This is a genomic window from Brevundimonas sp. SS2672 (assembly GCF_059579685.1).
In genome coordinates this window covers 119,925-143,611 of sequence record NZ_CM184201.1, presented here as the reverse complement: position 1 = coordinate 143,611, position 23,687 = coordinate 119,925, and the positions used below count along the sequence as shown (strand labels likewise).

The window sequence follows — 23,687 nt, the reverse complement described above, 5'->3', positions numbered from 1 at the left end:
GAAATGAGGGGCGGCGACCTGATCACACCTTCAAGCCGCCGCGACGCCACCCCTCATCCGTCTCGCTTCGCGAGCCACCTTCTCCCACAAGGGGAGAAGGGATTAGACGCTCGCCTGGCCCACGCCGCGGCCGCCGCCGGGCACCGGAGCCACGTCCAGCAGCTTCAGGCGGAACACCAGCACGGCGTTGCCGGGGATCATCGGAGGGCCGCCCTGCTCGCCGTAGCCCAGTTCCGGCGGCAGGAAGAGAATCCACTCGTCGCCGGGCTTCATCATCTGCAGGGCCTCGGTCCAGCCGGGCACCACGCCCTCGGGCGAGAAGACGGCGGGCGCGCCCCGCTTGAACGAACTGTCGAACACCGTGCCGTCGGTCAGCGTGCCTTCATAGTCGACCTTGACCAGATCGTTGCGGTCGGGGCTGACGCCGCCCGCCGGGCCGGAGGCCACGACCTTGTACTGCAGGCCGGAAGGCAGGGTCTGGACCCCCTCCTCCGTCGCGTTCTGCTTCATGAAGGCGGCGGATTCGGCGGCGTTCTTGGCCAGGTCTTCAGGCGCGGCGGCCGGGCGGCCGCAGGCGGCCAGGGCCAGAAGGGCGGATGCAGCCAGGACGGCGCCGAGGGGGCGCTTAGCCCATGCGAAGTTCATAACCCTGGTCCTTCAAGGCGGCGCCGATTTCCTCGGCATGACGGGAGTCGCGGGTCTCGACCATGATGTCGAACTCGGCCCCCTTGGCGGGCACGTCCAGCGCCAGCCGGTTATGCACCACGTCGATGATGTTGCCGCCCAGCCCGCCGATCACGGCGGCCATGGCCGACAGCATGCCGGGGCGGTCGTCGCCCAGGATGCGATAGACGATCAACCGCTTTTCGCGCACCATTTCGCGGTTCAGCACCACCGCCAGCATCCGGGCGTCGATGTTGCCGCCGGTCAGCTCGACGCCGATCTTCATGCCCTTGAAACGCTCGGGATTGGCCAGGATGGCGGCCAGACCGCCGGCCCCTGCGCCCTCGGCCACCGTCTTCTCCAGCGTCGCCAGCAGGGCCACCCCCTTTTCGAAGTCGGCTTCCTCGCAGACGAAGACCTCGTCGATCAGCGCATCAGCAAGAGCGAAGGGGATTTCCCCCACGGCCTTGATGGCGATGCCCTCGGCGATGGTCTGGCCGCTGCATTGAGCCGGTTCGCCACGACGGCGCGCGGTGAAGGAGGGATAGCGCGCCGCCTCGACGCCGAAGACCTTGATGTCCGGCTTGACCGCCTTGGCGGCGACGGCGCTGCCGGCGATCAGTCCGCCGCCGCCGATGGGGATGATCAGGGCGTCGAGGTCCGGCGCGTCCTCCAGAAACTCCAGGCCGCAGACCCCCTGCCCCGCGACGATGCCTTCATCGTCGAAGGCCGAAACGAAGACATAGCCGTGCTCGGCCTGAAGCCGCCTAGCCTCCTCGGTCGAGCCCGAGAAGTCGAGGCCGTGGATGACGACATTGGCGCCGTGGGCCCGGGTGCCGTCCACCTTCACGAAGGGGGTGCCCTCGGGCATGACGATGGTCACGGGCACGCCCAGACGGCCGCCGTGATAGGCCAGGGCCTGGGCGTGGTTGCCCGCCGAGGCGGCGACGACGCCGCGCTTCTTCTCGTCCGGCGTCAGCTGCAGCAGCCGGTTCAGGGCGCCGCGCTCCTTGAAGCTGCCGGTGAAGTGCAGATTGTCGAACTTGATCCAGATCTCGGCGCCGGTCAGTTGCGACAGGCGGCGGGAATAGCGGACGGGCGTGCGGTCGACCTGGCCGGCGATGCGTTTTTGCGCCGCGCGGATGTCGTCGATGGTGACGGTCATGAAGTCCCTGATTTTGTTTGCGGCCGGCCTCTTTCGTCCGGTCTACGGTCCTCTTGTGGAGCAGCACGAGACGGCGAGCAACCTTGACTCGCCCCGTCCCCCAAGGTCATGCCGGGTCGACGCCTGAACTGAAACCGGGAGCCGCCCTCATGACCACCTCCTCGCGCTCGCCCGTCCCCTTCAAGAGCCTTGTCGCCGTCGCCCTCGGCGGGCTGGCCCTGTCCGCCTGCGCCACCACGCCGATGGGCGGCGCGGCTGTCGGACCGGCCGTCTTCAACGCCGACGACTTCGCCTGGTCCGCCCGTGCGGGTCAGGCCTCGATCGAGGGCCGCGTGGCCTTCGTCCAGGACGGCCGCGCCTTCCAGTGCGCCGGCAACGTCGGCCTGATCCCGGACACCCGCTACACCCGCGCCCGGATCGATCGCCTGTACGGCGCCTCGGACCGCGCCGCCGTCCCGGCCGCCGTGGTGCGCGCGCGTTCGGCGGGCGAACAGGGCGCGGACTACCGGTCCTTCGAGCGGGCCGAGCCGTGCGCCGAGGGCGGCTTCCGCTTCTCGAACCTGCCGGACGGAAGCTGGTTCCTGATCGCCCCGGTCAAGGCTGGCGACGACGTCATGGTGTTGATGCGCCGGGTCCAGACGCGCGGCGGCCGGGCCGTCAATGTGACGCTCGGCGGCTGAAACCCGCCCCGGCTGAGCCGTTAGCCTAGCCATAAACTGAGCCGTTAGCTGAGCCTTTTTCGACGGCCGCGCTCCTCGTGCGGCCGTCGTCGTTTGACCGGCGTTCGCCATCCTTTGGCCCCAAGAAGCCGCTCTGTGAGCCGCTCCGTTCAAGGAAAGTCGGGAGCGTCTTCTTGTCCCAGCACAACATCATCGGCTCCGAAGCCTTCACGAACCGCCCCTATGTGCTGGTGCGCAACGTGCGGCCGGGCGGCTTTCGCCGCCGTCGGTCGCGTTCGCTGATCGCCTATGGGGTCGTGGCCGTGCTGGCGCTGTCGGCGGGCGCCGCCGTCGCGGCCTTCGCCATGGGGCCGTTGCTGTTCGACAAGACGGTCGAAGCTCCGGCCGCAACCTCCGCGCCGGTCGAAGGCGGAGCGGCTCCGCTGACGGCGCCGACCGCGCCCTAAGCCCCTTCGTTCAGGGCACGACGAAGGCCAGGGCCTGGGCGAACAGTTCGCCCTGGCTGCGCACGCCCATCTTCTGATAGGCCCGCTTGAGATGAGAGCGCACGGTCTCAAGCGAGACGTCCATGATCTGGGCGATGCGGCCGGTCTCATGTCCCGCCAGCAGCATCTCCACGATCCGCCCTTCGGAGGGCGACAGCAGGTGGGTCTCGATCAGGGCCTGGAAGCGGACAGCCCCGCCGACGCACTGCACGGTCAGGCCGATCAGGCAGTTCGGCGCCGAGGCCACCTCGCGCGCCCACAGCACCCAGGTCCGGCCGTCCGAACCCGGCGCGGTCAGGCATCGCGCCTCATCCGCGCGCGCTTGCGACATCAGACGAGGCAGGGCGCGGGAACGTGTCGCCAACCGACCGCCCTCGACCTTGAACAGGTCGTCGTCCGCCTGAAGCATGCGGGCCGCCTCATTCATCCACGCCACCTCCAGCGCCCGCGTGACCAGCAGACGCGCCCGCGTCTCATGATCGATCCAGGCGGCCAGAGCGCGATTCCGCTGACCTTCGGCGTCATCGGCCGGCGCCGACCAGGGCCGTCGGCGACGGTCAGGATTCAATCTTCGATCCGGGGCGAACAGCGGCCCCTCCAAAGCCCGGCGTCCCGCCCGGCTCTCCCACACAGCTTGTTCCAACGCCAACGCTCCAGGACTGGCGCACGGCCTCGCAGGGAAGCCGGCCGCGTTTTGAAGACAACGCCTGAGCACTCATGAATTCTTAACACATATCCACAGGCGACGCACTCCTATTGCGCCAAATGGGTCGGATTTCGCATCCTACGGCCAAGCTTTCGCGGCGATTGGCGCAATTTTCGACACATATAAGCGCAACCTGTGAACGCGGGCGCTGACCGCAAGGCTGGATCGCAATTGAAAACGGCGGCCTTCGCTGGCCGCCGCTTCCATCTGAATGTCGAAGAGGTCCTCAGGCGACGGCCGGTTGCTCCGCGCCGTCGGCCCCATCCACGGGCATATCGTCCAGTTCGCCCTCCCACTTGGCGACCACGGCCGCCGCGACCGAGTTGCCGACGACGTTGGTGGCCGAGCGCCCCATGTCGAGCAGGTGATCGACGCCCAGGACGATGGCGATCCACGCCTCGGGCAGGCCGAAGTAGGTCAGGGTCGCCATGATCACCACCAGGGAGGCGCGCGGCACTCCGGCGATGCCCTTGGACGTCACCATCAGCAGCAGCAGCATGAAGATCTGCTGCGACACGCTGAGATGCACGCCGTGGGCCTGCATGATGAACATGGTCCCGAAGGTGCAGTAGAGCATCGACCCGTCGAGATTGAACGAATAGCCCAGCGGCAGGACGAAGCTGACGATGCGACGACGCACCCCCACCTTGGGCAGGGCCTCCAGGATGCGGGGATAGGCGGCCTCCGAACTGGCCGTCGAGAAGGCCAGCAGGGTCGGGGTGCGGATGGCCCGGAACAGCGGGACGACCCGCTTGCCCAGAACCACGGCGCCGGCCAGGAACAGCAGGAACCACAGCACGCCCATGGAGCCGTAGAAGCCGAAGACGAACTTGGCGTAGGTGCCCAGCATCTCGAGGCCCTGGGTGGCGATGGTCGAGGCCAGGGCGGCGAAGATGGCGAAGGGCGCCAGCCTCATCACGAACTCGGTCACCTTCAGCATGATGGAGGCGGCCTGTTCGACCAGATGCAGCACCGCCGGCGCCTTGTCGTCGAGGGCCGCGACCGCCGTGCCGACGAAGACGGAGAAGACGACGATCTGCAGGATCTCGTTCCTGGCCATGGCGTCGAAGATCGACGTCGGCACCAGGTGAGCGATGAAGCCATGCAGGGAGAAGGCGTCGGTCGAGGCCGCCGGGGCCGTCGCCGCCACCGCTTCCGGCAGATGCATGCCCGAGCCCGGATGCAGCAGTTGCACCATCACCAGGCCCAGCACCAGCGACACGACCGAAGCGCCGATGAACCAAGTCATGGTCTTCACGCCGATCCGCCCCACCGAGGCGGCGTCCTCCATATGGGCGATGCCCGCCACCAGGGTCGTGAACACCAGCGGCGCGATGATCATCTTGATCAGCCGCAGGAAGACATCCGTCACCACGTTGAGATTAGAGGCCGCGGCCGAGGCCTGGTCAGCCGTGAGAAAATGATTGAGGCCCCAGCCCGTCAGGACCCCCAATATCATCGCCCCGACGATGAAGTAGGCGAACAAACGTTTCATACAAAAGTCGTCCAGCTTTGCAGGCCCGGCGCCGCCGGACCCCAGTTACAAACCGATGGAGGATCCCCACCCGCCCAAAAGGAGGAGGCAGCGAATAAACGAAAATCCCCCGACCTCCAACGAACTCCTCGAGGTCTAGGCGCGCCGGTCAGGGATTGGCCGTCGAATTTCGATCGAAAAGCGAAGGGTTTTCCGATCGAAATCGGAAAACTCGCCAACTCCAGAAGAAGATCTCGGAAAAGGGGCGATCTCGCCCTCATCGCCCGAAACCGCGAAGAAAATTGCGCTCGTGCGGCGCTCGAAAACGGTTGAAGGCAAATTGCGTCTGCGGCTCGAAAACGCCAAGCTGCAAATCAGGCCTCGCAGAAGGCTCGCCGAGTGAACGCATCAGGAGTCTTCATGTCCCGACCCGCCCTTGCTCCCGCACGCCGACTGGCCGCCGGGCTGGCCGTCCTGGCCCTCTCTTCGACCAGCGTCCTGGCGCTTGAAGCGGCCGTCGCGCCGGCCCCGGTCGCGGCCACGGCCGCCCCCGCCCGCACCCTCACCACCCCGCTTGAGGCGTTCGGCCATGAGGTCGGGGCGGACTATCATCTGATCACCTACACCCAGTTCGAGCGCTATCTGCACACCCTGGCCGGCCAGTCGGACCGGATGAAGCTGCTGGAGATCGGCAAATCCTCCGAAGGGCGGACGCAGTATCTCTCGGTCGTCTCCTCGCCGCGGAACCTGGCGAACATCGACCGCTATCAGGAGATCGCGCGGCGCCTGGCCAAGGCCGAGGGCGTCAGCGAGGACGAGGCCCGCGCCCTGGCCGCCGAGGGCAAGGCCGTGGTGTGGATCGACGGCGGCCTGCACTCCACCGAGACGGTGCCGCCTCAGGCCCTGATCGCCGCCCTGTATGAATGGCTGACCGCCGAGGACGCCGAGGCCAAGCGCATCCTAGACGACGTGGTCATCCTGTTCGCGCCGATGAACCCCGACGGATGGGAGCTGGTCTCGACCTGGTACATGCGCAACGCGGACCCGCTGAAGCGCGAGTACGACAGCATCCCGGTGCTGTATCAGAAGTACGTCGGCCACGATAACAACCGCGACTACTACCTGTCGGCCATGACCGAGACGACCAACGTCAACCGGCAGTTCTTCCGCGAGTGGTTCCCGCAGATCATCTACAACCACCACCAGACGGCGCCGGCGGGGACCGTGGTCTTCATGCCGCCGTTCCGCGACCCCTTCAACTACAACTACGACCCCCTGGTCATGAGCACCCTGTCCGAGGTCGGGGCCGCCATGCACAGCCGCCTGATCGAGGAGGGCAAGCCCGGCTCGACCATGCGCAGCGGGGCCAACTATTCGACGTGGAACAACGGGATGGAGCGCTCCGTCACCTACTTCCACAACGCGGTCGGCCTGCTGACCGAGATCACCGGCCATCCGACTCCCAGCCAGATCCGCCTGATCCCGGACAACCAGCTGCCGCGCAACGACCTGCCCATGCCGATCGCGCCCCAGACCTGGCGTTTCGCCCAGTCGATCGAATATTCGCAATCGATCAACCGGGCGGTGCTGAACTACGCCTCGCGCAACAAGGATCGGGTGCTGTTCAACATCTGGCGCATGGGCCAGAACGCCATCGACAAGGGCAATGCCGACACCTGGCGCGTCACGCCTGCGAGCGTCGAGGCCCTGCAGGCCGTCGCCGGGCCGTCGGACGCCCGCCAGGGGGCTGATCCGGCGCTCTATGACAGCGTGCTGCGCGACCCGGCCCGGCGCGACCCGCGCGGCTATGTCATCCCGGCGGACCAGGCCGACCTGCCCACCGCCGTCGCCTTCCTCAACAGCCTGATCAAGACCGGCGTGGATGTGGATCGCGCCACCCAGGCCTTCACCGTGGGCGGCAAGACCTATCCGGCGGGTTCCTATGTGGTGAAGACGGCCCAGGCCTATCGCCCGCACGTCCTGGACATGTTCGAGCCGCAGGACCACCCGCACGACCTGCAGTATCCGGGCGGCCCGCCCAAACTGCCCTATGACGCCACGGGCTACACCCTGGCCATGCAGATGGGCGTGCAGTTCGACCGCATCCTGGACGGCTTCGAGGCGCCGACCGAACGCGTCGCCGACGTCATGGCCCCGCCGCCGGGCCGGATCGAGGGATCGGGCCGGGCGGGCTGGCTGATCGATCATGCGCCCGTCAACGGCTACATCCTGACCAACCGCCTGCTGGCTGCGGGTCTGCCCGTCTACTGGCAGGAGGGCGATACCCGCGCGGGTCGCACGACCCTGCCGCCCGGAGCCCTGTGGATTCCGGCCGACGACAAGGCCCGCCCGATCGTCGAGGCGGCCGTGCGCGACCTGGGCCTGAACGCCCACGCAGTCGCCCGCGCGCCGGGCGGCGAGCAGATCGCCCTGAAGCCAGTGCGCATCGGCCTGGTCGATCGCTACGGCGGCTCCATGGCCTCGGGCTGGACCAAGTGGATGCTGGAGCAGTTCGAGTATCCTTTCGAGGTGGTCTATCCGCAGCGCCTCGACGCGGGCGACCTGAACAAGGATTTCGACGTCCTGGTCTTCGCCTCGGACATGATCCCGGCCGACCTGTCCGCCGCCGCCCAGCGCCCGCAGCCGACGCCCGAGAGCATACCCGCCGAATACCGCGGCTGGCTGGGCCACATCACCGCCGAGACGACCGTGCCCCAGCTGGACGCCTTCGCGCGGGCGGGCGGCAGCGTCGTCACCATCGGCTCGGCCCACCGCCTGGCCGCCGCCATGGGCGCGCCGGTGCAGGACGTGCTGACGGGCGCCGACGGCAAGCCCCTGGCCTCGACCGACTTCTTCATCCCCGGCGCGGTGCTGAAGACAGAGGTCGACAACAGCCGCCCCCTCACCTTCGGCGCCCCGCGCCAGATGAACGTCTTCTTCAACCGCAACACGGGCTTCCGCCATGCGGGCGAAGGGGCCAGCCTGGTGCGCTATCCGCAGCAGGTCGCCGTCTCCAGCGGCTGGGCCATCGGTCCGGAACGGCTGTCGGGCGCCGACGCCGTGCTGGACCTGGAGCACGGCCAGGGCCGGGTCATCGTTCTGGGTCCCGATGTGGTGAACCGCGCCCAGGCGCGGGCGTCGTCGCGACTGCTGTTCAACGCCCTGTTCTACGGCCCCGCCGTGACGAAGGAGGCAAGACGCTGATGAGTATGAGAACAGGACTGATGCGCCTGATCCTGGCGGGAGCGCTGCTGACGACGGCCGCCTGCGCTCCGCCGAAGGAGGCCGAGCCTTCGTCGCCCCAGGCCGTCGGCATGGCCAATCCCGCCTCGGTCCATTGCGGACAGGAGGGCGGCCGGTCGGAAATCCGTCGCGACGCCCAGGGCGGCGAATACGGCGTCTGCATCTTCGAGGACGGCCGCCAGTGCGAGGAATGGGCCCTGTTCCGCGACAAGCGCTGCGTGGCGCCCCCGGCGGCCGACGAGACGGCGGAATGACGATGAAGCTCTACATCACCACCCCCTCGCCCTTTGCGCGCAAGGTCCGCATCGTCGCTCGGGAGAAGGGGCTGGCGGACCGCATCGAGGAGATCGTCGTCGATCCCTACGCCAATGCGCCCGAGCTTCTGTCGACCAATCCCGTGGTGCAGGTCCCGACCCTGATCGCCGAGGACGGCCGGCCGCTGACCGACAGCCCGGTCATCGCCGAATATCTGGACGCGCTCGGGTCCGGACCGCGCCTCCTGCCGACCGAGGGAGCGGAGCGCCTGAGGGTCAAACGGCTGGAGACCCTGGCCAACGCCGCGCTGGAGATGGGGGTCAAGCTGGTGCTGGAGAAGCGTCGGCCCGAGCAGGAGCGCTCGTCGTCCTGGATCGAGCGCTGGACGGTCAACATGGGCCGCGCCCTGGATGCGCTGGAGGCCGCCTCGCCGGACGCCGAGGCGTTGGACATGGGCGTCCTGACGGCCGGGATCGCCGTCACCTGGATCGGCTTCCGCCATCCGGACTATGACTGGAAGACGGGCCGCCCGAACCTGGTCGCCATGCAGTCGGCGCTGGAGCGACGTCCCAGCTTCGTCGACACCTTCCCGCGCTAGGCGGGGTTCAGCCGATCAGCTTCAGCAGTTGGACGGCCTGGAAGGCGGCCAGGATCAGCAGCAGGACGCCGACCGCATAGGCCAGGGCCTTGCGCGGCACCTTCTTGACGATCAGGCCGGCGAAGGGAGCGGCGATCAGGCCGCCGACCACCAGGCCGCCGACGGCCGCCGCGTGGTTCTGAAGCGCGCCGGCCTCTTCCCAGTGGCCGGTGACCAGGGCCCAGACGAATGTGGCCGAGATGGCGACGGTCAGGAAGAATTCGGCCGTGTTCACCGTGCCGATCGCCTTGCGCGGCTCATGCCCGGCGCCGACCATGGTCGACGAGACGGTCGGCCCCCAGCCGCCCCCGCCCACGGCGTCCAGAAAGCCGCCGACCAGGCCCAGCGGCGCCGTAACCCAGGCGGGCAGATGGCGCGGGCGGACGTCATGTCCGGCGCGCCACAGAATCCATACGCCGACCAGCGCCAGATAGCCGACGACGAAGGGCTTGATCACCGCCGCCTCCAACCCGGTCAGAACATAGGCGCCCAGAACCCCGCCGATCACGCCGGCCACGGCCAGGGGCGCCAGCAGCCGCCACTCGACATTCCGGTGCCAGGCGTGGCTTCCAGCCGAGGCGGCGGTGGTGAAGACCTCGGCGGCGTGGACGCTGGCCGAGGCCGTGGCCGGGGGCACGCCCAGCGCCAGCAGCACCGAGGAGGAGATGACGCCGTAGGCCATGCCCAGGGCGCCGTCGACCGCCTGAGCCAGGACGCCGACCAGCAGGAACAGGAAGAAGGTGTCCATTCAGCGCCTCGACGACGGATGTTCGGCGACCATCAGGCGCAGGTCGCGACGCGCCTGGCAATGGCTCGCGCCAGGACCTCAGGCGACCTCAAGCCGGGCGATGGCGTCCAGCACGTCGCGGCCGCTGTAAGGCTTGATGACCATGGCGGCGGCCAGCTCGGCGTTGTGCGCCGCCGCCGTCACGTCGCCGGACAGGAAGATGACCGGCACGCCCCAGCGCGATTTCAGACTGCGGGCCAGGTCGACGCCCGTCGCCTCGCCCGACAGATTGATGTCCAGCAGAGCCAGGTCGACAGGGTGAAGGGCCGTCGCCGCCTCGGCCGCCTCGGCGCTGTGGAACGGGCCGACCACGCGGTGCCCGGCGGCGTCCAGAGCCTCGGTCAGGTCGGCCGCGGCGTCGGCGTCGTCCTCGACCAGCAGCACGGTCCGAGGCTCGACCTCGGCCGGCGTCGAAGCGGTCTCCGGCGGCGCCTGGCGCACCAGAACGGCGCGGACATAGGGCCAGAGTTCGACAGCGGGCCGCTCGGCGTCCAGGTCGAAGATCTTGGCCAGGGCCTTCAGTTCCTGTTCGGCGGCCGGGCTCAGCGCCGCGCCGCCCGGCGTCAGAAGCCCGTCGTAAAGGGCGCAAAGGCGCGCGACGTCGGCGCCCGGCGCAATGCCCGCCGAGACCCCCTCCGGGGGCTTTTCATGGGTCATGCCCTGTCTCCGTTTCGTTTCAGCCCGGTTAATCTGGAGTGGGAGCTAGGGCGTTTGAGGCGGTGACGAAACCGAGCTGACAAGCTTGTGACGGCTGTTCACAATCGCTCCATGCGTGCGTGTAGAGGCGTTTTTATCGACACGGCGGCGCGTCGCAGGTAAGGCTCCGCCCTCGATTTTCTCTGCAAGGACACGCCGTTGCGACTGCCACAGGCCCGGCTCGATCAGGTGCTCGACCGCTTCCATCAGGTGGAGGCCCGGATGGGCGCCGCCACGGACGGCGCCGAGATCGTGCGCCTGTCCAAGGAGCACGCCGAGCTCAAGCCGGTGGCCGACGCCGTTCAGGCCCTGGCCCGCGCCCGCGCCGAGGCGGACGACCTCAAGGCCATGGCCGCCGACCCGGAAATGGCCGCCCTGGCCGCCGACGAACTGGACGAACTGACCGAGCGCCTGCCGGAGCTTGAGCGCGAGGTCGCCCTGCTGCTGGCCCCGCGCGACGCCGATGAAAACGCCTCGGCCGTGCTGGAAGTGCGCGCGGGCACGGGCGGGGACGAAGCCGCCCTGTTCGCCGGCGACCTGTTCCGCATGTATTCGCGCTACGCCTCCACGCGCGGCTGGCGGGTCGAGATCGACAGCGCCGCCGAAGGCGACGCGGGCGGCTTCAAGGAAATCATCGCCACCGTCAGCGGCGAGGGCGTCTTCGGCCGCCTGAAGTTCGAGAGCGGCGTCCACCGCGTCCAGCGCGTGCCCACGACCGAGGCGGGCGGGCGCATCCACACCTCGGCGGCCACGGTCGCCGTCCTGCCCGAGGTCGAGGACGTCGAGATCGAGATTCTCGACAAGGACATCCGCATCGACACCTACCGCTCGTCCGGCGCAGGCGGTCAGCACGTCAACAAGACCGACTCGGCGGTGCGCATCACCCACCTGCCCACCGGCATCGTCGCCACCTCGTCGGAAAAGTCGCAGCACGTGAACCGCGACAAGGCGATGAAGAACCTGCGCATCCGCCTGTACGACATGCAGCGTCAGGCCAAGGACGCCGCTCGTTCCGACGCGCGCAAGTCCCAGGTCGGCTCGGGCGATCGCTCGGAGCGCATCCGCACCTACAACTTCCCGCAGGGGCGGGTGACGGACCACCGCATCGGCCTGACCCTGCACAGCCTGCCGCAAATCCTCGAGGGCGACCTCGACCCCATGCTCAACGCCCTGATCGCCGAGGATCAGGCCGCCCGCCTGGCCGATCTGGAAGCCGAACTGGGCTGAAGGCGCGCAGGCGCGTCCGCGTCTGACGCGGCCCGCCTTTAATCATGCTCCGACTCCCGCTAGGAACGGAGCATGAACATGCTGGAACTCATCCTGTTGGCCTTTGCGGCGGTCGCTGCGGGGGGCTTCCTGTGGGCCTATATGGGCTGGCAGAAGACGCGCGGCGCGCTGGACGCCGCCGACGCGCGGCTGGCCCTGATGGAGGAGAGCCGGGACTCTATGGCCGAGTTCCTCAAGGCTCAGGCCTCCCAGTCGGCCGAGGCGGTGGCGTCCAAGCTGGTCGCCCGTGCCACCGAAACCTTCCAGGCCCAGGACCGCGTCGCGCGCGAGCGGATGGAGGCTCAGCTCAAGCCGGTGTCCGAGACCCTGGCCAAGTTTCAGGAACACGTGACGGCCTTGGAGAAGGCGCGCGCCGACGAGACGGGCGGGCTGAAGGAGCAGCTCGGCCTGTTGATGGCCGCCTCCACCGCTACCCGCGACGAGGCGCGCCGCCTGACCGAGGCGCTGAAGGGCAACACCGGCCGTCGCGGCCGCTGGGGCGAGCAGACCTGCCGCAACGTGCTGGAGGCGGCGGGCATGGCCGGCCGTTTCGACTTCGAGGAACAGAACTCCTCGGCCACGGACGAGGGCCGTCAGCAGCGCCCGGACTTCATCGTCAAACTGCCGGGCGGCGGCATGTTCGTCATCGACGCCAAGGTGTCCCTGGCCTTCGCCGACGAGGCGGACGGGGACGAAGAGGCTCAGGCCCGCGCCATGTCGCTGCGCACCGCCGCCAGCATGAAGACCCATGTGCGCCAGCTGTCGTCCAAAGCCTATCAGGACCAGTTCAAGCCCAGCCCCGACTTCGTCGCCATGTTCGTGCCGGGCGACGCCTTCCTGGCCGCCGCCCTGGATCACGAGCCGGACCTGATGACCACGGCCATGGCCTCGCGCGTGGTCATCGTCACCCCGACCACCCTGTTCGCCCTGTGCAAGGCCGTCGCCTACGGCTGGCGCGCCGAGGAGCAGGCCAAGAACGCCGAGGATGTCGCCAGGCTGGGCAAGGAGCTCTACAAGCGCCTGTCGGTCATGGGCGGCCACGCCGCCTCGGTCGGCAAGGCGCTGGATGCAGCGGTCAGCCGCTACAACCAGTTCGTCGGCTCGCTGGAGAGTCAGGTCATGGTCTCGGCCCGCCGCTTCGAGGATCTGAAGGTCGACCACGAGGGCAAGGAACTGCCCGAACTGAATGCGGTCGAGCAGTCGCCCCGCGCCTTCAGCCGCCCGGAGCTGCTGAACGCGCCGGAGTGATGGCGGCATGTGACAAACACGCTTGACCCTCGACGGGCAGGCTGTAAAACTCGCTTGTCAAATCAGCTCACGGCGGCGAGGCCCATGAAATCGACGAAACCACTTGGCCCGAAGGGCGTGGCGATCCTGTTCGGGGCGGTCGTGCTGATCGGCTTCGTCGGCGGCCTGACCAGCGGCTTCCTGGCCGATCGCCCTGGTTCGGCGGCGTTCTGGACGACCGTGGCCTTCACAGTCGTGATGATGGCGGCTGTCCTGGGGGTGTCCTTCTGGTGGTGGCGTCGCCTTGATGAGGCCGCGCGCGAGGCGCACAAATGGGCTTGGTACTGGGGCGGCAGCACCGGAATGCTGGTCGGCCTCGTCCTCATGCTGGTGCTGACGACGCGCCCGGCCGACATCGTCCTTCCTGCCAGCCTGGGACAGACCCCGGCCGATCTGGTGGGCGCCGGCATGATCATCACCCTGGGTTTCCAACTCGTCGGCTACGGCCTGGCCTGGGCCTGGTGGTGGCTGGGACGCCGTTGAGGGGAACGCCATGAAGAATCGCCTCAAGGTCTTGCGCGCCGAGCGCGACTGGAGCCAGGCGCACCTGGCCGAGGAACTGGGCGTGTCGCGCCAGACGGTGAATGCGCTGGAGACCGGCCGCTACGACCCCTCCCTGCCGCTGGCGTTCAAGATCGCCCGGCTGTTCCAGATGCCCATCGAATCCATCTTCATCGACGAGGAAGGCTGAGCGTCTTCCTTTCCTCTTGCGCCCCTAGGAGCCTGACATGATCCATCGACTCTGGAGCCGCGCCGCCGCCTCCGTCTCCGCCGCCGCCCTGGCCGCCGTCCTGCTGGCCCCCACGACGCCCGCCCTGGCCCAGACGGCGCCCGCCGCCGCTGATCCGGCCGCCGTGGTCGCCGCTCCGGCCGGGTCCGGCCCGCGCCTGTGGGTGGTCAAGGACGAGGACTCCACCCTCTACCTGTTCGGCACCGTCCATGTGCTGAAGCCCGAGACGCCCTGGGGCAGCGCCACGCTGGACCGCGCCTTCGCCAGCGCCGACGAATACTGGTTCGAGATCGCCGATCTGAACGACGCGGCCGGCGCCGTGCCGATCATCCAGGCCAAGGGGGTCTCGCCCGATCGCCCCCTGTCCAGCCTGCTGACCGCCGAGGAACAGGCCGACCTCGACGCCGCCGCCCGCTCCATCGGCGCGACGGCCGCGCAACTGGACCCGCTGCGCCCGTGGTTCGCGGCCCTGCAACTGGCCATGGCCAGCATCACCAAGGCCGGTTACCTGCCGCAGAACGGCGGGGACCAGGTGCTGCACGCCCGCGCCGCCGCCACCGGCAAGCCGATCAAGGGCTTCGAGACCATGCCTCAGCAGATCGGCTTCATCGCCGACATGTCGGAAGAGGCGCAACTGGCCATGCTGCGTTCGGGGCTGAAGGAGTTCGATCAGGCGCCGGAGTTCCTGGGCCGCATGGTCGGCGCCTGGTCGACCGGCGACGTCGACGGCCTGGACGCCCTGATCGGCCAGGAGATGAAGGCGGAATCGCCCGAGATGTACGAGGTCATGCTGACGCGCCGCAACACCGACTGGACCAATCAGATCGTGGCCCTGCTGGAAGGCTCGGGCACGGCCTTCATCTCGGTGGGCGCCGGCCACCTGGCGGGCTCCGACAGCGTCCAGGCCATGCTGGCCAGGCGCGGCGTCGCCGTCGAGGAAGTTCGCGACTGACCCGAGGCCGTCGCCGTGCAAAAAAACGGAAGGCCCGGTTCGCCGGGCCTTTTCTTTTGCCCCGCGCCCTATATCTTCGCCGTCCGCCCTGGCGCGGCGCGGGTATAGTTCAGAGGTAGAACGTCAGCTTCCCAAGCTGAATGTCGCGAGTTCGATTCTCGCTACCCGCTCCAACACTCAGCCGGCGTTTTCCGCTTTCACGACTATTCGGCGGCCTTGCGGGCGGCGTCCAGTTCTGCAGCCTTGGCTTCCACCTGGGCGACGATCTCGTCGATCATGCCGTCATTGGCCTGCTTGTGGGCGATCTTGCCGTTCAGATAGACCATGCCCGCGCCCTTGCCGCCGCCGGTGAAGCCGACGTCGGTGTAGAGGGCCTCGCCCGGTCCGTTGACCACGCAGCCGATGATCGACAGCGACATGGCCGTCGAGATGTGCGCCAGCCGCTCCTCCAGAATCCCCACCGTCTCGATGACGTTGAAGCCCTGACGGGCGCAGGACGGGCAGGCGATGATGTTCACCCCCCGGTGACGCAGGCCCAGGGACTTCAGGATATCGAAGCCGACCTTGATCTCCTCGACCGGCTCAGCCGCCAGGGACACGCGGATGGTGTCGCCGATGCCCGCCCACAGCATGTTCCCCATGCCGATGGCCGACTTGATGGTGCCGGTGCGCAAGGGACCGGCCTCGGTCACGCCCAGGTGCAGCGGACAGTCGATCGCCTCGGCCAGCTGTTGATAGGCGGCGACCGTCAGGAAGGGATCGGAGGCCTTCACCGAAATCTTGAATTCGTGGAAGTCGAGGTCCTGCAGGATGCGGGCGTGGTTCAGCGCGCTCTCGACCATGGCGTCAGGACAGGGCTCGCCGTACCTCTCCAGCAACTCCTTCTCGAGGCTGCCGGCGTTGACGCCGATCCGCATGGAGCAGCCGTGGTCGCGAGCGGCCTGAACGACTTCCTTCACCCGCTCGATCGAGCCGATGTTGCCGGGGTTGATGCGCAGGCAGGCCGCGCCCGCCTGGGCCGCCTCGATGCCGCGTTTGTAGTGAAAGTGGATGTCGGCCACGAGCGGGACGCGGGCTTCGCGCGCGATGGTGCGGAAGGCCGCCGTCGACTCCTCATCCGGGCAGGAGACGCGGACGATGTCGGCCCCGGCCTCCTCCAGCTGACGGATCTGCTCCAGCGTCGCCGCCGCATCGGCGGTCGGCGTATTGGTCATCGACTGGACGCTGATCGGCGCGCCCCCGCCCACGGGAACGGAGCCGACCATGATCTGGCGGCTCTTGCGGCGCTCGATGTGACGCCAGGGACGGATGTGGCCGAGTTCGGAATGGTCGCTCATGACGCCGGGAACATAGGACAGGAAGAACGGCAAAACCACGACAGGCGGCGAAAGATCGCGCCTTGGCCGGCAGAGAGGGTCAGGCGGCCGGCGGGGGAGCGGCGGTCGCCGGCGCAGGTTGATACGGCTGCGGCCCCGTCGCGCTCGCAGCCGCAGCGGCGGCCGCGGCGGCCTGAGCCGCGCGGGCGCGGGCCTCGACGGCGGCGGCGGCGCGGGCCTCGGACTCGCGCGCGGCGGCCTGGGCGCGGTTGTTGAGCGTGCCGAGCGGCGACTGGGGGGCGGGCAGCACGCCGCCGTGCTCGCCGTTCAGATAGACGTCGAAGGCCTCTGGATCAGGCGTGTCGATGGTGGCCGACAAGCTCGGCGGCGCACGCCAGGCCTCACCCGCCGCCAGCTGACGCGCGAACAGGATGCGGCCGTCGCCCTGGCGGATGACCAGGATGGCGGGCTTGCGGGCCTGAAGGGTCACCTGCGACACCGTGGCCGAGGCGCCGTAGATGGCGCCGCGCGGGTTGAAGGCCGCCTGGACCGGCGGGGCGGGCGGCGAGACGGCGTTGGGGTCGTCCGGATCGACGCCCGTCAGCTGCGCCTCAAGACCCGGCGTGACGTACATGGCCGGCGTGGTCTGGTCCGGCGGAGCGGCCCTGGGCGCGCCGAGATAGAGGGCGCGGTCTCGTTGGCGGTCGGCCTGCTCAGCCCAGTCCTCGGGCACGGCGACCAGATCAGAAGGGTGCGGCGCCTCGATGCGGTTGAGGCGCTGGAAGACGTTCCAGCCGATCACCACCGCCAGGAAGACGCCGATCACGCCCAGGATCTTGGGCGAGTTCTGACGCATCTGCTGCAGGGCGGCGCCCGTCGGCGGCTGCAGCGGCACGGCCGCGTCGGGGTACTCTTGCTTGAACCGTTCGACGGCGTTCAGCTCGTCCAGACCCAGGGCGCCCGCATAGGCGCGCACATAGCCCATGGAGAAGATGCGCGACGGCAGGACCGCATACTCGCCCTGCTCCAGCGCCGTCAGGAAGCGCGTGTGCACCCGCGTCATGGTCGACAGCTGGGCCAGCGACAGTCCCGAGGCCAGGCGCGCGGCGCGCAGGGAGGCGCCCAGGGAATCATCCGAGGGATCCTCCGACGCCGCCTGGGGCGTCGGCTCAGGGGTCTGATCCAGCGTCGCGTCGGCGTCGAAGTCGAACGCGGCTTGCCGATCCTGGTCCATAGGGTCGGGGTTCCGTCACGCCGGGCGCCCGTGCGCCCGTCATCCCCGCTTAGACGAGGCGAAGAGCGCGGGCAACGCGCGAAAGCGGCCGCGCTTGTTCAGACTTCGACGTTCAGCTTGCGCGCCAGCGACTCGATCTCGCCGCGCACCGATCCGGCCGAGGAGCCCAGCAGGACGTTCATCCCCCGCCGCGCCGCGTTCAGATCGGCCGACAGGATCATGCGCTTGACCGGCCCCACCCCTCCCGCCGGGGCGGACAGGCGATTGTAGCCCAGGGTGATCAGGGCGAAGGCCTCCAGCGGGCGGCCCGCCAGTTCCCCGCACACGGAGACGGGCGTGGCGCTGTCGGCGCACTTCTGCTGGATCTCGGCCAAGGCCCGCAAGGCGGGCGGCGACAGGGGATCATAGCGGTCCGACACGCGGGGGTTCGTCCGGTCGGCGGCGAACATATACTGCAGCAGGTCGTTGGTGCCGATGGAGACGAAGTCGGTCAGCGGCAGCAGGGCGTCCAGGTGCCACAGCAGGCTGGGGCATTCGATCATGGCCCCGACACGCAGCAGGGACGGCAGGGGCCGACCCCGGCGCCGCGCCCAGTCGCACTCGACATCGACCAGTTCGCGGGCGGCCCGGAACTCGTCCACCGTGGCGATCATCGGGAACATGACCCGCAGCTCGCGCCCGGCGGCGGCGCTGAGCAAGGCGCGCAGCTGCATCCGCAGCAGGGCCGGACGATCCAGACCCAGACGGATGGCGCGGCGGCCGAGCGCCGGGTTCTCCTCCCGCTCGTTGTCGAGATAGGGCAGCACCTTGTCGCCGCCGATGTCGAGCGTGCGGAAGGTGACGGGCCGGTCGCCCGCCGCGTCGAGCACCAGTTTGTAGAGCGCCGTCTGGGCGTCCAGGCGCGGCAGCTCGTCCGAGACCATGAACTGGAACTCGGTGCGGAACAGGCCGATGCCCTCGGCCCCCGTAGCGTCCAGATTCTCCAGATCCACCGCCAGGCCGGCGTTGGTCAGCAGCATGATGCGCTTGCCGTCCTTCGTGACCGCCGGCGTGTCGCGCAGCTGGTCGAACTCGGCGCGTCGCTGCTCGCGCACGGCCATGCGGCTCTCGACCGCCGCCAGCATGTCGGGGCGGGGGCGCAGGTAGGCCTCGCCCGTCTCGCCGTCGACGATGACCTGATCGCCCTCGGTCAGGCGGTCGCGCAGCCCCTGCAGGCGGCCGACGCAAGGAATCTGAAGGGCGCGGGCGACGATGGCGGCGTGGCTGGCGGCCGAACCTTCCTCGAGCAGCAGGCCGCGCAGCCGGTCGCGCGGATATTCCAGCAGATCCGCCGGGCCCAGGTTCTTGGCCACCAGGATGGCGTCGTCGGGCAGGTCGCGCTGGCCCGGATGGTCGCCCGCCATCAGCCGCAGCAGACGGTTGGCCAGGTCCTCGAAGTCGTGCAGCCGCTCGCGGATATAGGGGTCGCGGGCGTTGGCGAAGCGGGCGCGATGCTCGTTGCGGACGCGGTCCACTGCGGCCTCGGCCGTCAGGCCTGAGCGCACAGCCTCCTCCAACGACCGGTTCCAGCCCCGGTCGTCGGCGAACATGCGATAGGTCTCGAGCACCTCGTAAGGGGTGCCGCCCAGCTTGCCCTGGCTGCCTTCCAGCAGGGCGTCGATGCTGGTGCGCAGACGCTCCAGCGCATCCTTCAGCCGCGCCTCCTCGGCGGCGGGGTCGTCGGCCAGAAGCTGTTCGGGCGCGATCGGCGCCTCATGCAGCACGGCCTGGCCGAACGACAACCCTTCCGCGAACTTCTGCCCTTTCAGCCGTTCGGGGCGGTGGGGCGCCACCTCGACGTCGCGAAGCTCCTCCAGCGCCAGAAGCTCGCCCGAGGCCACCGTCTCGGCCAGAACCATGGCGATGGTCTGGATGTCCTCGACCTCTTCCTCGTCATAGCGACGGGCGGCGCGGTTCTGGACGACCAGGACGCCGATGGCCCGGCCGCCGCGCAGCAGGGGCGCGCCGAGGAAGGCGTGATAGGGGTCTTCGCCGGTTTCGGGCCGGTAGGAGAAGCTGGGATGCGACTGGGCGTCCGACAGGCTGAGCGGCGCGGCGGTGCGGGCCACCTCGCCGACCAGACCCTCGCCGGGGCGCAGGCGGGTGTTGTGGACGGCGTCGGGGTTCAACCCCTCGGTGGCGAACAGTTCGAGCTCGCCCGAGGCGCGCCGCAGATAGATGGAGCAGACCTCGGCCACCATGGAGCGGGCGATGATCCGCACCACCATGTTCAGTCGATCCTGGGCCGGCGCGCCGCCGCCGGCGCCGGCCAGAGCCTCGCGGATCTGACGCAGCAGGAGGCGAGGCCCCCTCGCCGTCACTGACCCGCCCTTGACCATGGTCTCTCCCGCCTTGCCGCCCTCTGGCCTTCAGTTCCCAGATAGGGGGGCGATTCCGTTATCCTAGTCTTCCGCGTCCAGTCCGTAGGCCGCGTGCAGCGCCCGAACCGCCAGCTCGGCGTAATCGGAGTCGATCAGGACGCTGATCTTGATCTCCGAGGTCGAGATGGCCTGAAACTTCACGCCCTTGTCGGCCAGGGCGCGGAACATGGTCTGGGCCACGCCCGCGTGGCTTCTCATGCCCACGCCGATCACCGAGACCTTGGCCACGTCGTCATCGACGCGGATTTCCTCAAAGCCGATATCGGCCTTGGCCGCGCTCATCAGATCGGCGGCGCGACGGGCGTCGCGGCGGCCGGTCGTGAAGGTCAGGTTGACCGCGCCTTCGGTGCGGGCCTGGCTCTGCACGATCATGTCGACGTTGACCTCGGCCTCGGCCAGGCGGGTGAAGACGTCGGCCGGAGCGTCCGTCCGGTCCGACAGGCCCAGCAGCGTGATCCGGGCTTCGTCCCGGCTCATGGTCACGCCGGAAACGATGCGCTTTTCCACGATCTCATCCTCGTCGCAAATCAGGGTGCCGGCGTGTTGCGGCAGAATCCCGTTTTCGTCCGGCTCGATGAAGCTGGACAGGACGCGCACCGGCACGCGCTTGTGCATGGCCAGCTCGACCGAGCGGGTCTGCAGCACCTTGGCGCCGAGCGACGCCATCTCCAGCATTTCTTCGTAGGACACCTTCTCCAGACGCCGGGCGCGGCTCTGGATGCGCGGGTCGGTCGTATAGACGCCGTCCACGTCGGTATAGATATCGCACGGCGCGCCCAGGGCCGCCGCCACGGCCACGGCCGAGGTGTCCGACCCGCCCCGGCCCAGGGTGGTGATGCGTCCGTCGCGGGTCACGCCCTGGAAGCCCGGCACGATGGCGATCTCGCCCGCGTCGACGGCGGCCCCCAGCGCATCACCCGGCACCTCCTCGATACGGGCGCGGCCATGGGCGTCGTCGGTCAGGATCGGAATCTGCCAGCCCATCCAGCTGCGCGCCTTCAGGCCCATGTTGCGCAGGGTCAGGGCCAGCAGGCCCGAGGTCACCTGCTCGCCCGAGGCGACCACCACGTCGTATTCATCGTCCGACAGGGCGCCGTCGCCGTACAGACCCGGCGCCGCGGCGCCCACGCCGTCGGTCCAGGCGACCAGCTCATTGGTCTTGCCCGCCATGGCCGAGACGACCACGGCCACCTTCTTGCCTCTGGCGGCTTCGGCGGCGACGATGCGCGCCGCGCGACGGATGCGTTCAAGGTCGGCCATGGACGTGCCGCCGAACTTCATCACCAACCGGTTCGTGTCGGCCCGCGTCATCCTGGCGTCTGATCCCCTGCTTGCATGGCGGGCGAAGGCGGTCCATGCCTCTGCCCATGCCCGCTTCTAACGACAGCCTCGATCCGCGCAAACCCCAAAGCGAAGAGGGTTTTTCACCCTTTGCAACCGATCGTGCCGAAGGGCCCAGCATCGACCCGGCCGACGTGGCGCGCTTTTCGGCCCAGGCGGCCGCGTGGTGGGATCCCAAGGGCCCTTTCGCCCCCCTGCACCGCTTCAATCCGGCGCGGCTGAAATTCGTGCGCGATCGGGCGGCGGAGCACTTTGATCGCGACGTGAAGGCGCGCGCGCCCTTCGACGGACTCAGCCTGATCGACATCGGCTGCGGCGGCGGCCTGATCGCCGAGCCGATGCGGCGCATGGGCTTTGAGGTCACGGCCATCGACGCCTCGTCCGAGAACATCGGCACCGCCCGCGCCCATGCCGAACAGGTCGGTCTGGACATCGCCTATCGCGCCGCCACGGTGGAGCAGATGGTGGAAGCGGGCGCCGGCCCGTTCGACGTCGTGCTGACGATGGAGGTCATCGAACACGTCGCCGATCCGACAAGCTTCATCCGCGCCTGCTCGAAACTGATCAAACCGGGCGGCCTGATGATCGTCGCCACCCTGAATCGTACGCTGAAGGGGCTGCTGCTGGGCAAGGTCGCGGCGGAGTATGTGCTGCGCTGGGTGCCGGCGGGCACCCACGACTGGCGCCAGTTCCTCAAGCCCGATGAACTGCGCGCCATGCTGGACGGCGAGCCCCTGACCGTCACCGGCCCCTATGGCCTGGCGTATGACCCGCTGAACGACCGCTGGAGCGAGGGCGACGACGTGGGCATCAACTACATGATGATGGCGACCCGCGACGCATGAGCGGCCCGCGCCGCATCGTCCTGACCGGCGGTCCCGGCTCGGGCAAGACCTCCCTGCTGGAAGCGCTGTCGGCGGCGGGCCATGCGACTTCGCCCGAGGCCGGGCGGGCGATCATCCGCCGCCAGCAGGCCATCGACGGCGAGGCCCTGCCGTGGAAGGACCGCGCCCTGTTCGCTGAACTGATGCTGGATCGCGAGCTTGAGGCTCACACCGGCGCCGAGGGCGCCGCCGGGCCCGTCTTCTTCGACCGCGGCGTTCCGGACGTGGTCGGTTATCTGACCCTGTGCGGCCTGCCGGTCCCGGCCCATGTGGAGCGGGCGGCGCAGGACATCCGCTATGACCGGCGCGTCTTCATCGCCCCGGTCTGGCCCGAGATCTTCGGCCAGGACGCCGAGCGCAAACAGGATCTGGACGAGGCCCGCCGCACCTTCGACGCCATGGCCGAGACCTATCCGCGCTTCGGCTATGAACTGATCGAGCTGCCCCAGGCGCCCGTCGCCGAGCGCCTCGCCTTCGTGCTGAAGACGCTTACAGCGGCCTGACCATATAGCGGGCGTCGTCGCCGTAGCTGGCCAGCTTCTCGGCCATGCCCGGCGGGTTCTGGATCTCGAAGCCGTTGCGCGCCCAGAAGCTGGATGCGTCATTGACCGCCACCAGGGCGACCGCCGGCCAGCCCGCCGTCTTGGCCTGCTCCGCCAGACGCTCGACCACCGGCCGGGTGTGGCCGCCGCCGCGCGTGTCGGGGTGCAGGGCCAGGTCGTGCAGATAGACGACCTCGGCCTCGGCCGGGATGGCGTCGATCAGCACGTTCAGCGCCGGGGCGGCGTTCCGCACCCACGGATAGGCGACCAGATAGCCCATCACCGGCCCGTCCTCGGCGGCCAGGACGAAGCAGCCCTCAGGGTGGAGTTCCAGACGGTTGGCGAAGCAGGCGCGCTCTTCCGGATGATCGGGGAAGGACAGCTGAGCCACCGCGACCACGCCGTCGAGATCGTCCGCCGTCATCGGCCGCCAGGTCAGAGGGGACAGCGGGCGTTCAGCTCCGCCCTGTTGAATCGCCATTGCACGCTCCGGTTCTCGTCGTCGTCCGCCCCTTCGATCCGGGCGGTCAGCACATCCCCCGCGCGTTCATAGATGATGCGGTGCGGAAAGTCGTTGTCCGGATTGGCGAAAACCGCCCGCTGCAGGCCGCTGTCGATCAGGCGGAAGGGGGTCGCGGGCGCGCCGCCCGGCTGGGCGAAATAGGCCAGGCCGCCGTCCTTCAGGGGACCGATACGGGCGTTCTCGAAGCCGCTGCGGCCATTGCGCACAGTCACCGAGTGGCCGACGATCAGCCCCGCGCGCGGGTCGCTCCAGGTCTCGGACGCCTCGCGCCCGCCGGAACAGTCCAGCCAGTAGCCCGCCAGCCAAGACAGATCGGGCGCAGGCGTCGCGGGCGCGGCGGTCTGCAACAGGGCGGCGGCCAGCAGGCTGGAAACGGACATGGGGCTCTCCCCTCCTCAAGG

24 protein-coding genes and 1 tRNA gene are annotated in these 23,687 nt (G+C 69.0%); 13 read left to right on the top strand and 12 right to left on the bottom strand.

The features are described 5' to 3' along the window. Window positions 1-102: 102 nt before the first annotated feature. The gene (locus tag AC52GN_RS00690) at window positions 103-645 is read right to left on the bottom strand and encodes an FKBP-type peptidyl-prolyl cis-trans isomerase (protein WP_496527859.1); all 543 of its coding nucleotides are present in this window, start codon (window positions 643-645) and stop codon (window positions 103-105) included. After that, window positions 626-1,828 (bottom strand): threonine ammonia-lyase, encoded by a 1,203-nt coding sequence (locus AC52GN_RS00685; RefSeq protein WP_291778712.1) that lies wholly within the window; start codon window positions 1,826-1,828, stop codon window positions 626-628. Before AC52GN_RS00685 ends, AC52GN_RS00690 begins: the two co-directional genes overlap by 20 nt. 149 nt (window positions 1,829-1,977) lie before the next feature. Here AC52GN_RS00685 and AC52GN_RS00680 point away from each other — a divergent pair, with 149 nt between their 5' ends. Continuing rightward, window positions 1,978-2,508 (top strand): hypothetical protein, encoded by a 531-nt coding sequence (locus tag AC52GN_RS00680; protein WP_496527858.1) that lies wholly within the window; start codon window positions 1,978-1,980, stop codon window positions 2,506-2,508. Window positions 2,509-2,681: 173 nt separating this feature from the next. Continuing rightward, window positions 2,682-2,954: a hypothetical protein gene (locus AC52GN_RS00675; protein ID WP_312219428.1), complete on the top strand. Its 273-nt coding sequence runs from the start codon at window positions 2,682-2,684 to the stop codon at window positions 2,952-2,954. Between the two features lie 10 nt (window positions 2,955-2,964). Here AC52GN_RS00675 and AC52GN_RS00670 read toward each other — a convergent pair whose 3' ends face one another. Beyond that, window positions 2,965-3,561 (bottom strand): helix-turn-helix transcriptional regulator, encoded by a 597-nt coding sequence (locus AC52GN_RS00670; protein ID WP_496527857.1) that lies wholly within the window; start codon window positions 3,559-3,561, stop codon window positions 2,965-2,967. A 364-nt stretch (window positions 3,562-3,925) separates the two neighbouring features. Next, a complete protein-coding gene (locus AC52GN_RS00665) occupies window positions 3,926-5,194 on the bottom strand; it encodes a dicarboxylate/amino acid:cation symporter (RefSeq protein ID WP_291778700.1) in 1,269 nt (422 codons plus the stop codon). 399 nt (window positions 5,195-5,593) lie between these two features. On the opposite strand from AC52GN_RS00665, the gene AC52GN_RS00660 reads away from it, so the two are divergent. From AC52GN_RS00660 to AC52GN_RS00650, 3 genes are read left to right on the top strand one after another with little or no spacing between them, the layout of a single operon-like run. After that, the gene (locus tag AC52GN_RS00660) at window positions 5,594-8,377 is read left to right on the top strand and encodes a M14 family metallopeptidase (RefSeq protein ID WP_496527856.1); all 2,784 of its coding nucleotides are present in this window, start codon (window positions 5,594-5,596) and stop codon (window positions 8,375-8,377) included. After that, window positions 8,377-8,670: a putative hemolysin gene (locus AC52GN_RS00655; RefSeq protein ID WP_496527855.1), complete on the top strand. Its 294-nt coding sequence runs from the start codon at window positions 8,377-8,379 to the stop codon at window positions 8,668-8,670. The genes AC52GN_RS00660 and AC52GN_RS00655 overlap by 1 nt, the downstream gene beginning before the upstream one ends. Further along, on the top strand, window positions 8,667-9,269 hold the full coding sequence (locus AC52GN_RS00650; protein WP_496527854.1) for a glutathione S-transferase N-terminal domain-containing protein: 603 nt from the start codon (window positions 8,667-8,669) through the stop codon (window positions 9,267-9,269). Before AC52GN_RS00655 ends, AC52GN_RS00650 begins: the two co-directional genes overlap by 4 nt. Before the next feature lie 7 nt (window positions 9,270-9,276). Here the strand turns inward: AC52GN_RS00650 and AC52GN_RS00645 are convergent, their stop codons facing one another. Together AC52GN_RS00645 and AC52GN_RS00640 are read right to left on the bottom strand one after the other, a co-directional pair. Continuing rightward, window positions 9,277-10,056: a sulfite exporter TauE/SafE family protein gene (locus tag AC52GN_RS00645; RefSeq protein ID WP_312219436.1), complete on the bottom strand. Its 780-nt coding sequence runs from the start codon at window positions 10,054-10,056 to the stop codon at window positions 9,277-9,279. A 78-nt stretch (window positions 10,057-10,134) separates the two neighbouring features. After that, complete coding sequence (locus AC52GN_RS00640; protein WP_312219437.1) at window positions 10,135-10,752, bottom strand: response regulator; 618 nt, start codon at window positions 10,750-10,752, stop codon at window positions 10,135-10,137. Window positions 10,753-10,950: 198 nt separating this feature from the next. Between AC52GN_RS00640 and prfA the strand changes: the two genes are divergently transcribed. From prfA to AC52GN_RS00610, 6 genes are all read left to right on the top strand, one after another. Further along, on the top strand, window positions 10,951-12,018 hold the full coding sequence (prfA, locus tag AC52GN_RS00635; protein ID WP_291778685.1) for a peptide chain release factor 1: 1,068 nt from the start codon (window positions 10,951-10,953) through the stop codon (window positions 12,016-12,018). Between the two features lie 72 nt (window positions 12,019-12,090). Beyond that, the gene (locus AC52GN_RS00630) at window positions 12,091-13,305 is read left to right on the top strand and encodes a DNA recombination protein RmuC (protein ID WP_496527853.1); all 1,215 of its coding nucleotides are present in this window, start codon (window positions 12,091-12,093) and stop codon (window positions 13,303-13,305) included. A gap of 84 nt (window positions 13,306-13,389) precedes the next feature. After that, window positions 13,390-13,827, top strand: coding sequence for a hypothetical protein (locus tag AC52GN_RS00625; protein ID WP_496527852.1), 438 nt, complete (start codon window positions 13,390-13,392; stop codon window positions 13,825-13,827). A gap of 10 nt (window positions 13,828-13,837) precedes the next feature. Further along, on the top strand, window positions 13,838-14,035 hold the full coding sequence (locus tag AC52GN_RS00620) for a helix-turn-helix transcriptional regulator (RefSeq protein WP_291778678.1): 198 nt from the start codon (window positions 13,838-13,840) through the stop codon (window positions 14,033-14,035). Window positions 14,036-14,072: 37 nt separating this feature from the next. Beyond that, window positions 14,073-15,026 (top strand): TraB/GumN family protein, encoded by a 954-nt coding sequence (locus AC52GN_RS00615; RefSeq protein ID WP_346486271.1) that lies wholly within the window; start codon window positions 14,073-14,075, stop codon window positions 15,024-15,026. Window positions 15,027-15,124: 98 nt separating this feature from the next. Further along, window positions 15,125-15,199, top strand: a tRNA-Gly gene (locus AC52GN_RS00610). Window positions 15,200-15,229: 30 nt separating this feature from the next. Here the strand turns inward: AC52GN_RS00610 and ispG are convergent. The 4 genes from ispG to AC52GN_RS00590 all read right to left on the bottom strand — a co-directional run bounded on the left by ispG (window position 15,230) and on the right by AC52GN_RS00590 (window position 21,307). Beyond that, a complete protein-coding gene (gene ispG, locus AC52GN_RS00605) occupies window positions 15,230-16,363 on the bottom strand; it encodes a flavodoxin-dependent (E)-4-hydroxy-3-methylbut-2-enyl-diphosphate synthase (RefSeq protein WP_496527851.1) in 1,134 nt (377 codons plus the stop codon). Between the two features lie 79 nt (window positions 16,364-16,442). After that, complete coding sequence (locus AC52GN_RS00600; protein WP_496527850.1) at window positions 16,443-17,576, bottom strand: helix-turn-helix domain-containing protein; 1,134 nt, start codon at window positions 17,574-17,576, stop codon at window positions 16,443-16,445. Between the two features lie 98 nt (window positions 17,577-17,674). Next, a complete protein-coding gene (gene ptsP, locus AC52GN_RS00595) occupies window positions 17,675-19,954 on the bottom strand; it encodes a phosphoenolpyruvate--protein phosphotransferase (protein WP_291778665.1) in 2,280 nt (759 codons plus the stop codon). A 63-nt stretch (window positions 19,955-20,017) separates the two neighbouring features. After that, window positions 20,018-21,307 (bottom strand): aspartate kinase, encoded by a 1,290-nt coding sequence (locus tag AC52GN_RS00590; RefSeq protein WP_291778662.1) that lies wholly within the window; start codon window positions 21,305-21,307, stop codon window positions 20,018-20,020. A 56-nt stretch (window positions 21,308-21,363) separates the two neighbouring features. Between AC52GN_RS00590 and ubiG the strand changes: the two genes are divergently transcribed. Further along, on the top strand, window positions 21,364-22,182 hold the full coding sequence (gene ubiG / locus AC52GN_RS00585) for a bifunctional 2-polyprenyl-6-hydroxyphenol methylase/3-demethylubiquinol 3-O-methyltransferase UbiG (RefSeq protein WP_496527849.1): 819 nt from the start codon (window positions 21,364-21,366) through the stop codon (window positions 22,180-22,182). Beyond that, on the top strand, window positions 22,179-22,724 hold the full coding sequence (locus tag AC52GN_RS00580; RefSeq protein WP_496527848.1) for an AAA family ATPase: 546 nt from the start codon (window positions 22,179-22,181) through the stop codon (window positions 22,722-22,724). The genes ubiG and AC52GN_RS00580 overlap by 4 nt, the downstream gene beginning before the upstream one ends. On the opposite strand, the gene AC52GN_RS00575 is transcribed toward AC52GN_RS00580, so the two are convergent. Together AC52GN_RS00575 and AC52GN_RS00570 are read right to left on the bottom strand one after the other, a co-directional pair. After that, window positions 22,711-23,244, bottom strand: coding sequence for a GNAT family N-acetyltransferase (locus tag AC52GN_RS00575; RefSeq protein ID WP_338577745.1), 534 nt, complete (start codon window positions 23,242-23,244; stop codon window positions 22,711-22,713). The genes AC52GN_RS00580 and AC52GN_RS00575 overlap by 14 nt on opposite strands. After that, window positions 23,199-23,666, bottom strand: a complete 468-nt coding sequence (locus AC52GN_RS00570) for a DUF6265 family protein (RefSeq protein WP_496527847.1) — start codon at window positions 23,664-23,666, stop codon at window positions 23,199-23,201. The genes AC52GN_RS00575 and AC52GN_RS00570 overlap by 46 nt, the downstream gene beginning before the upstream one ends. Between the last annotated feature and the right edge of the window lie 21 nt (window positions 23,667-23,687).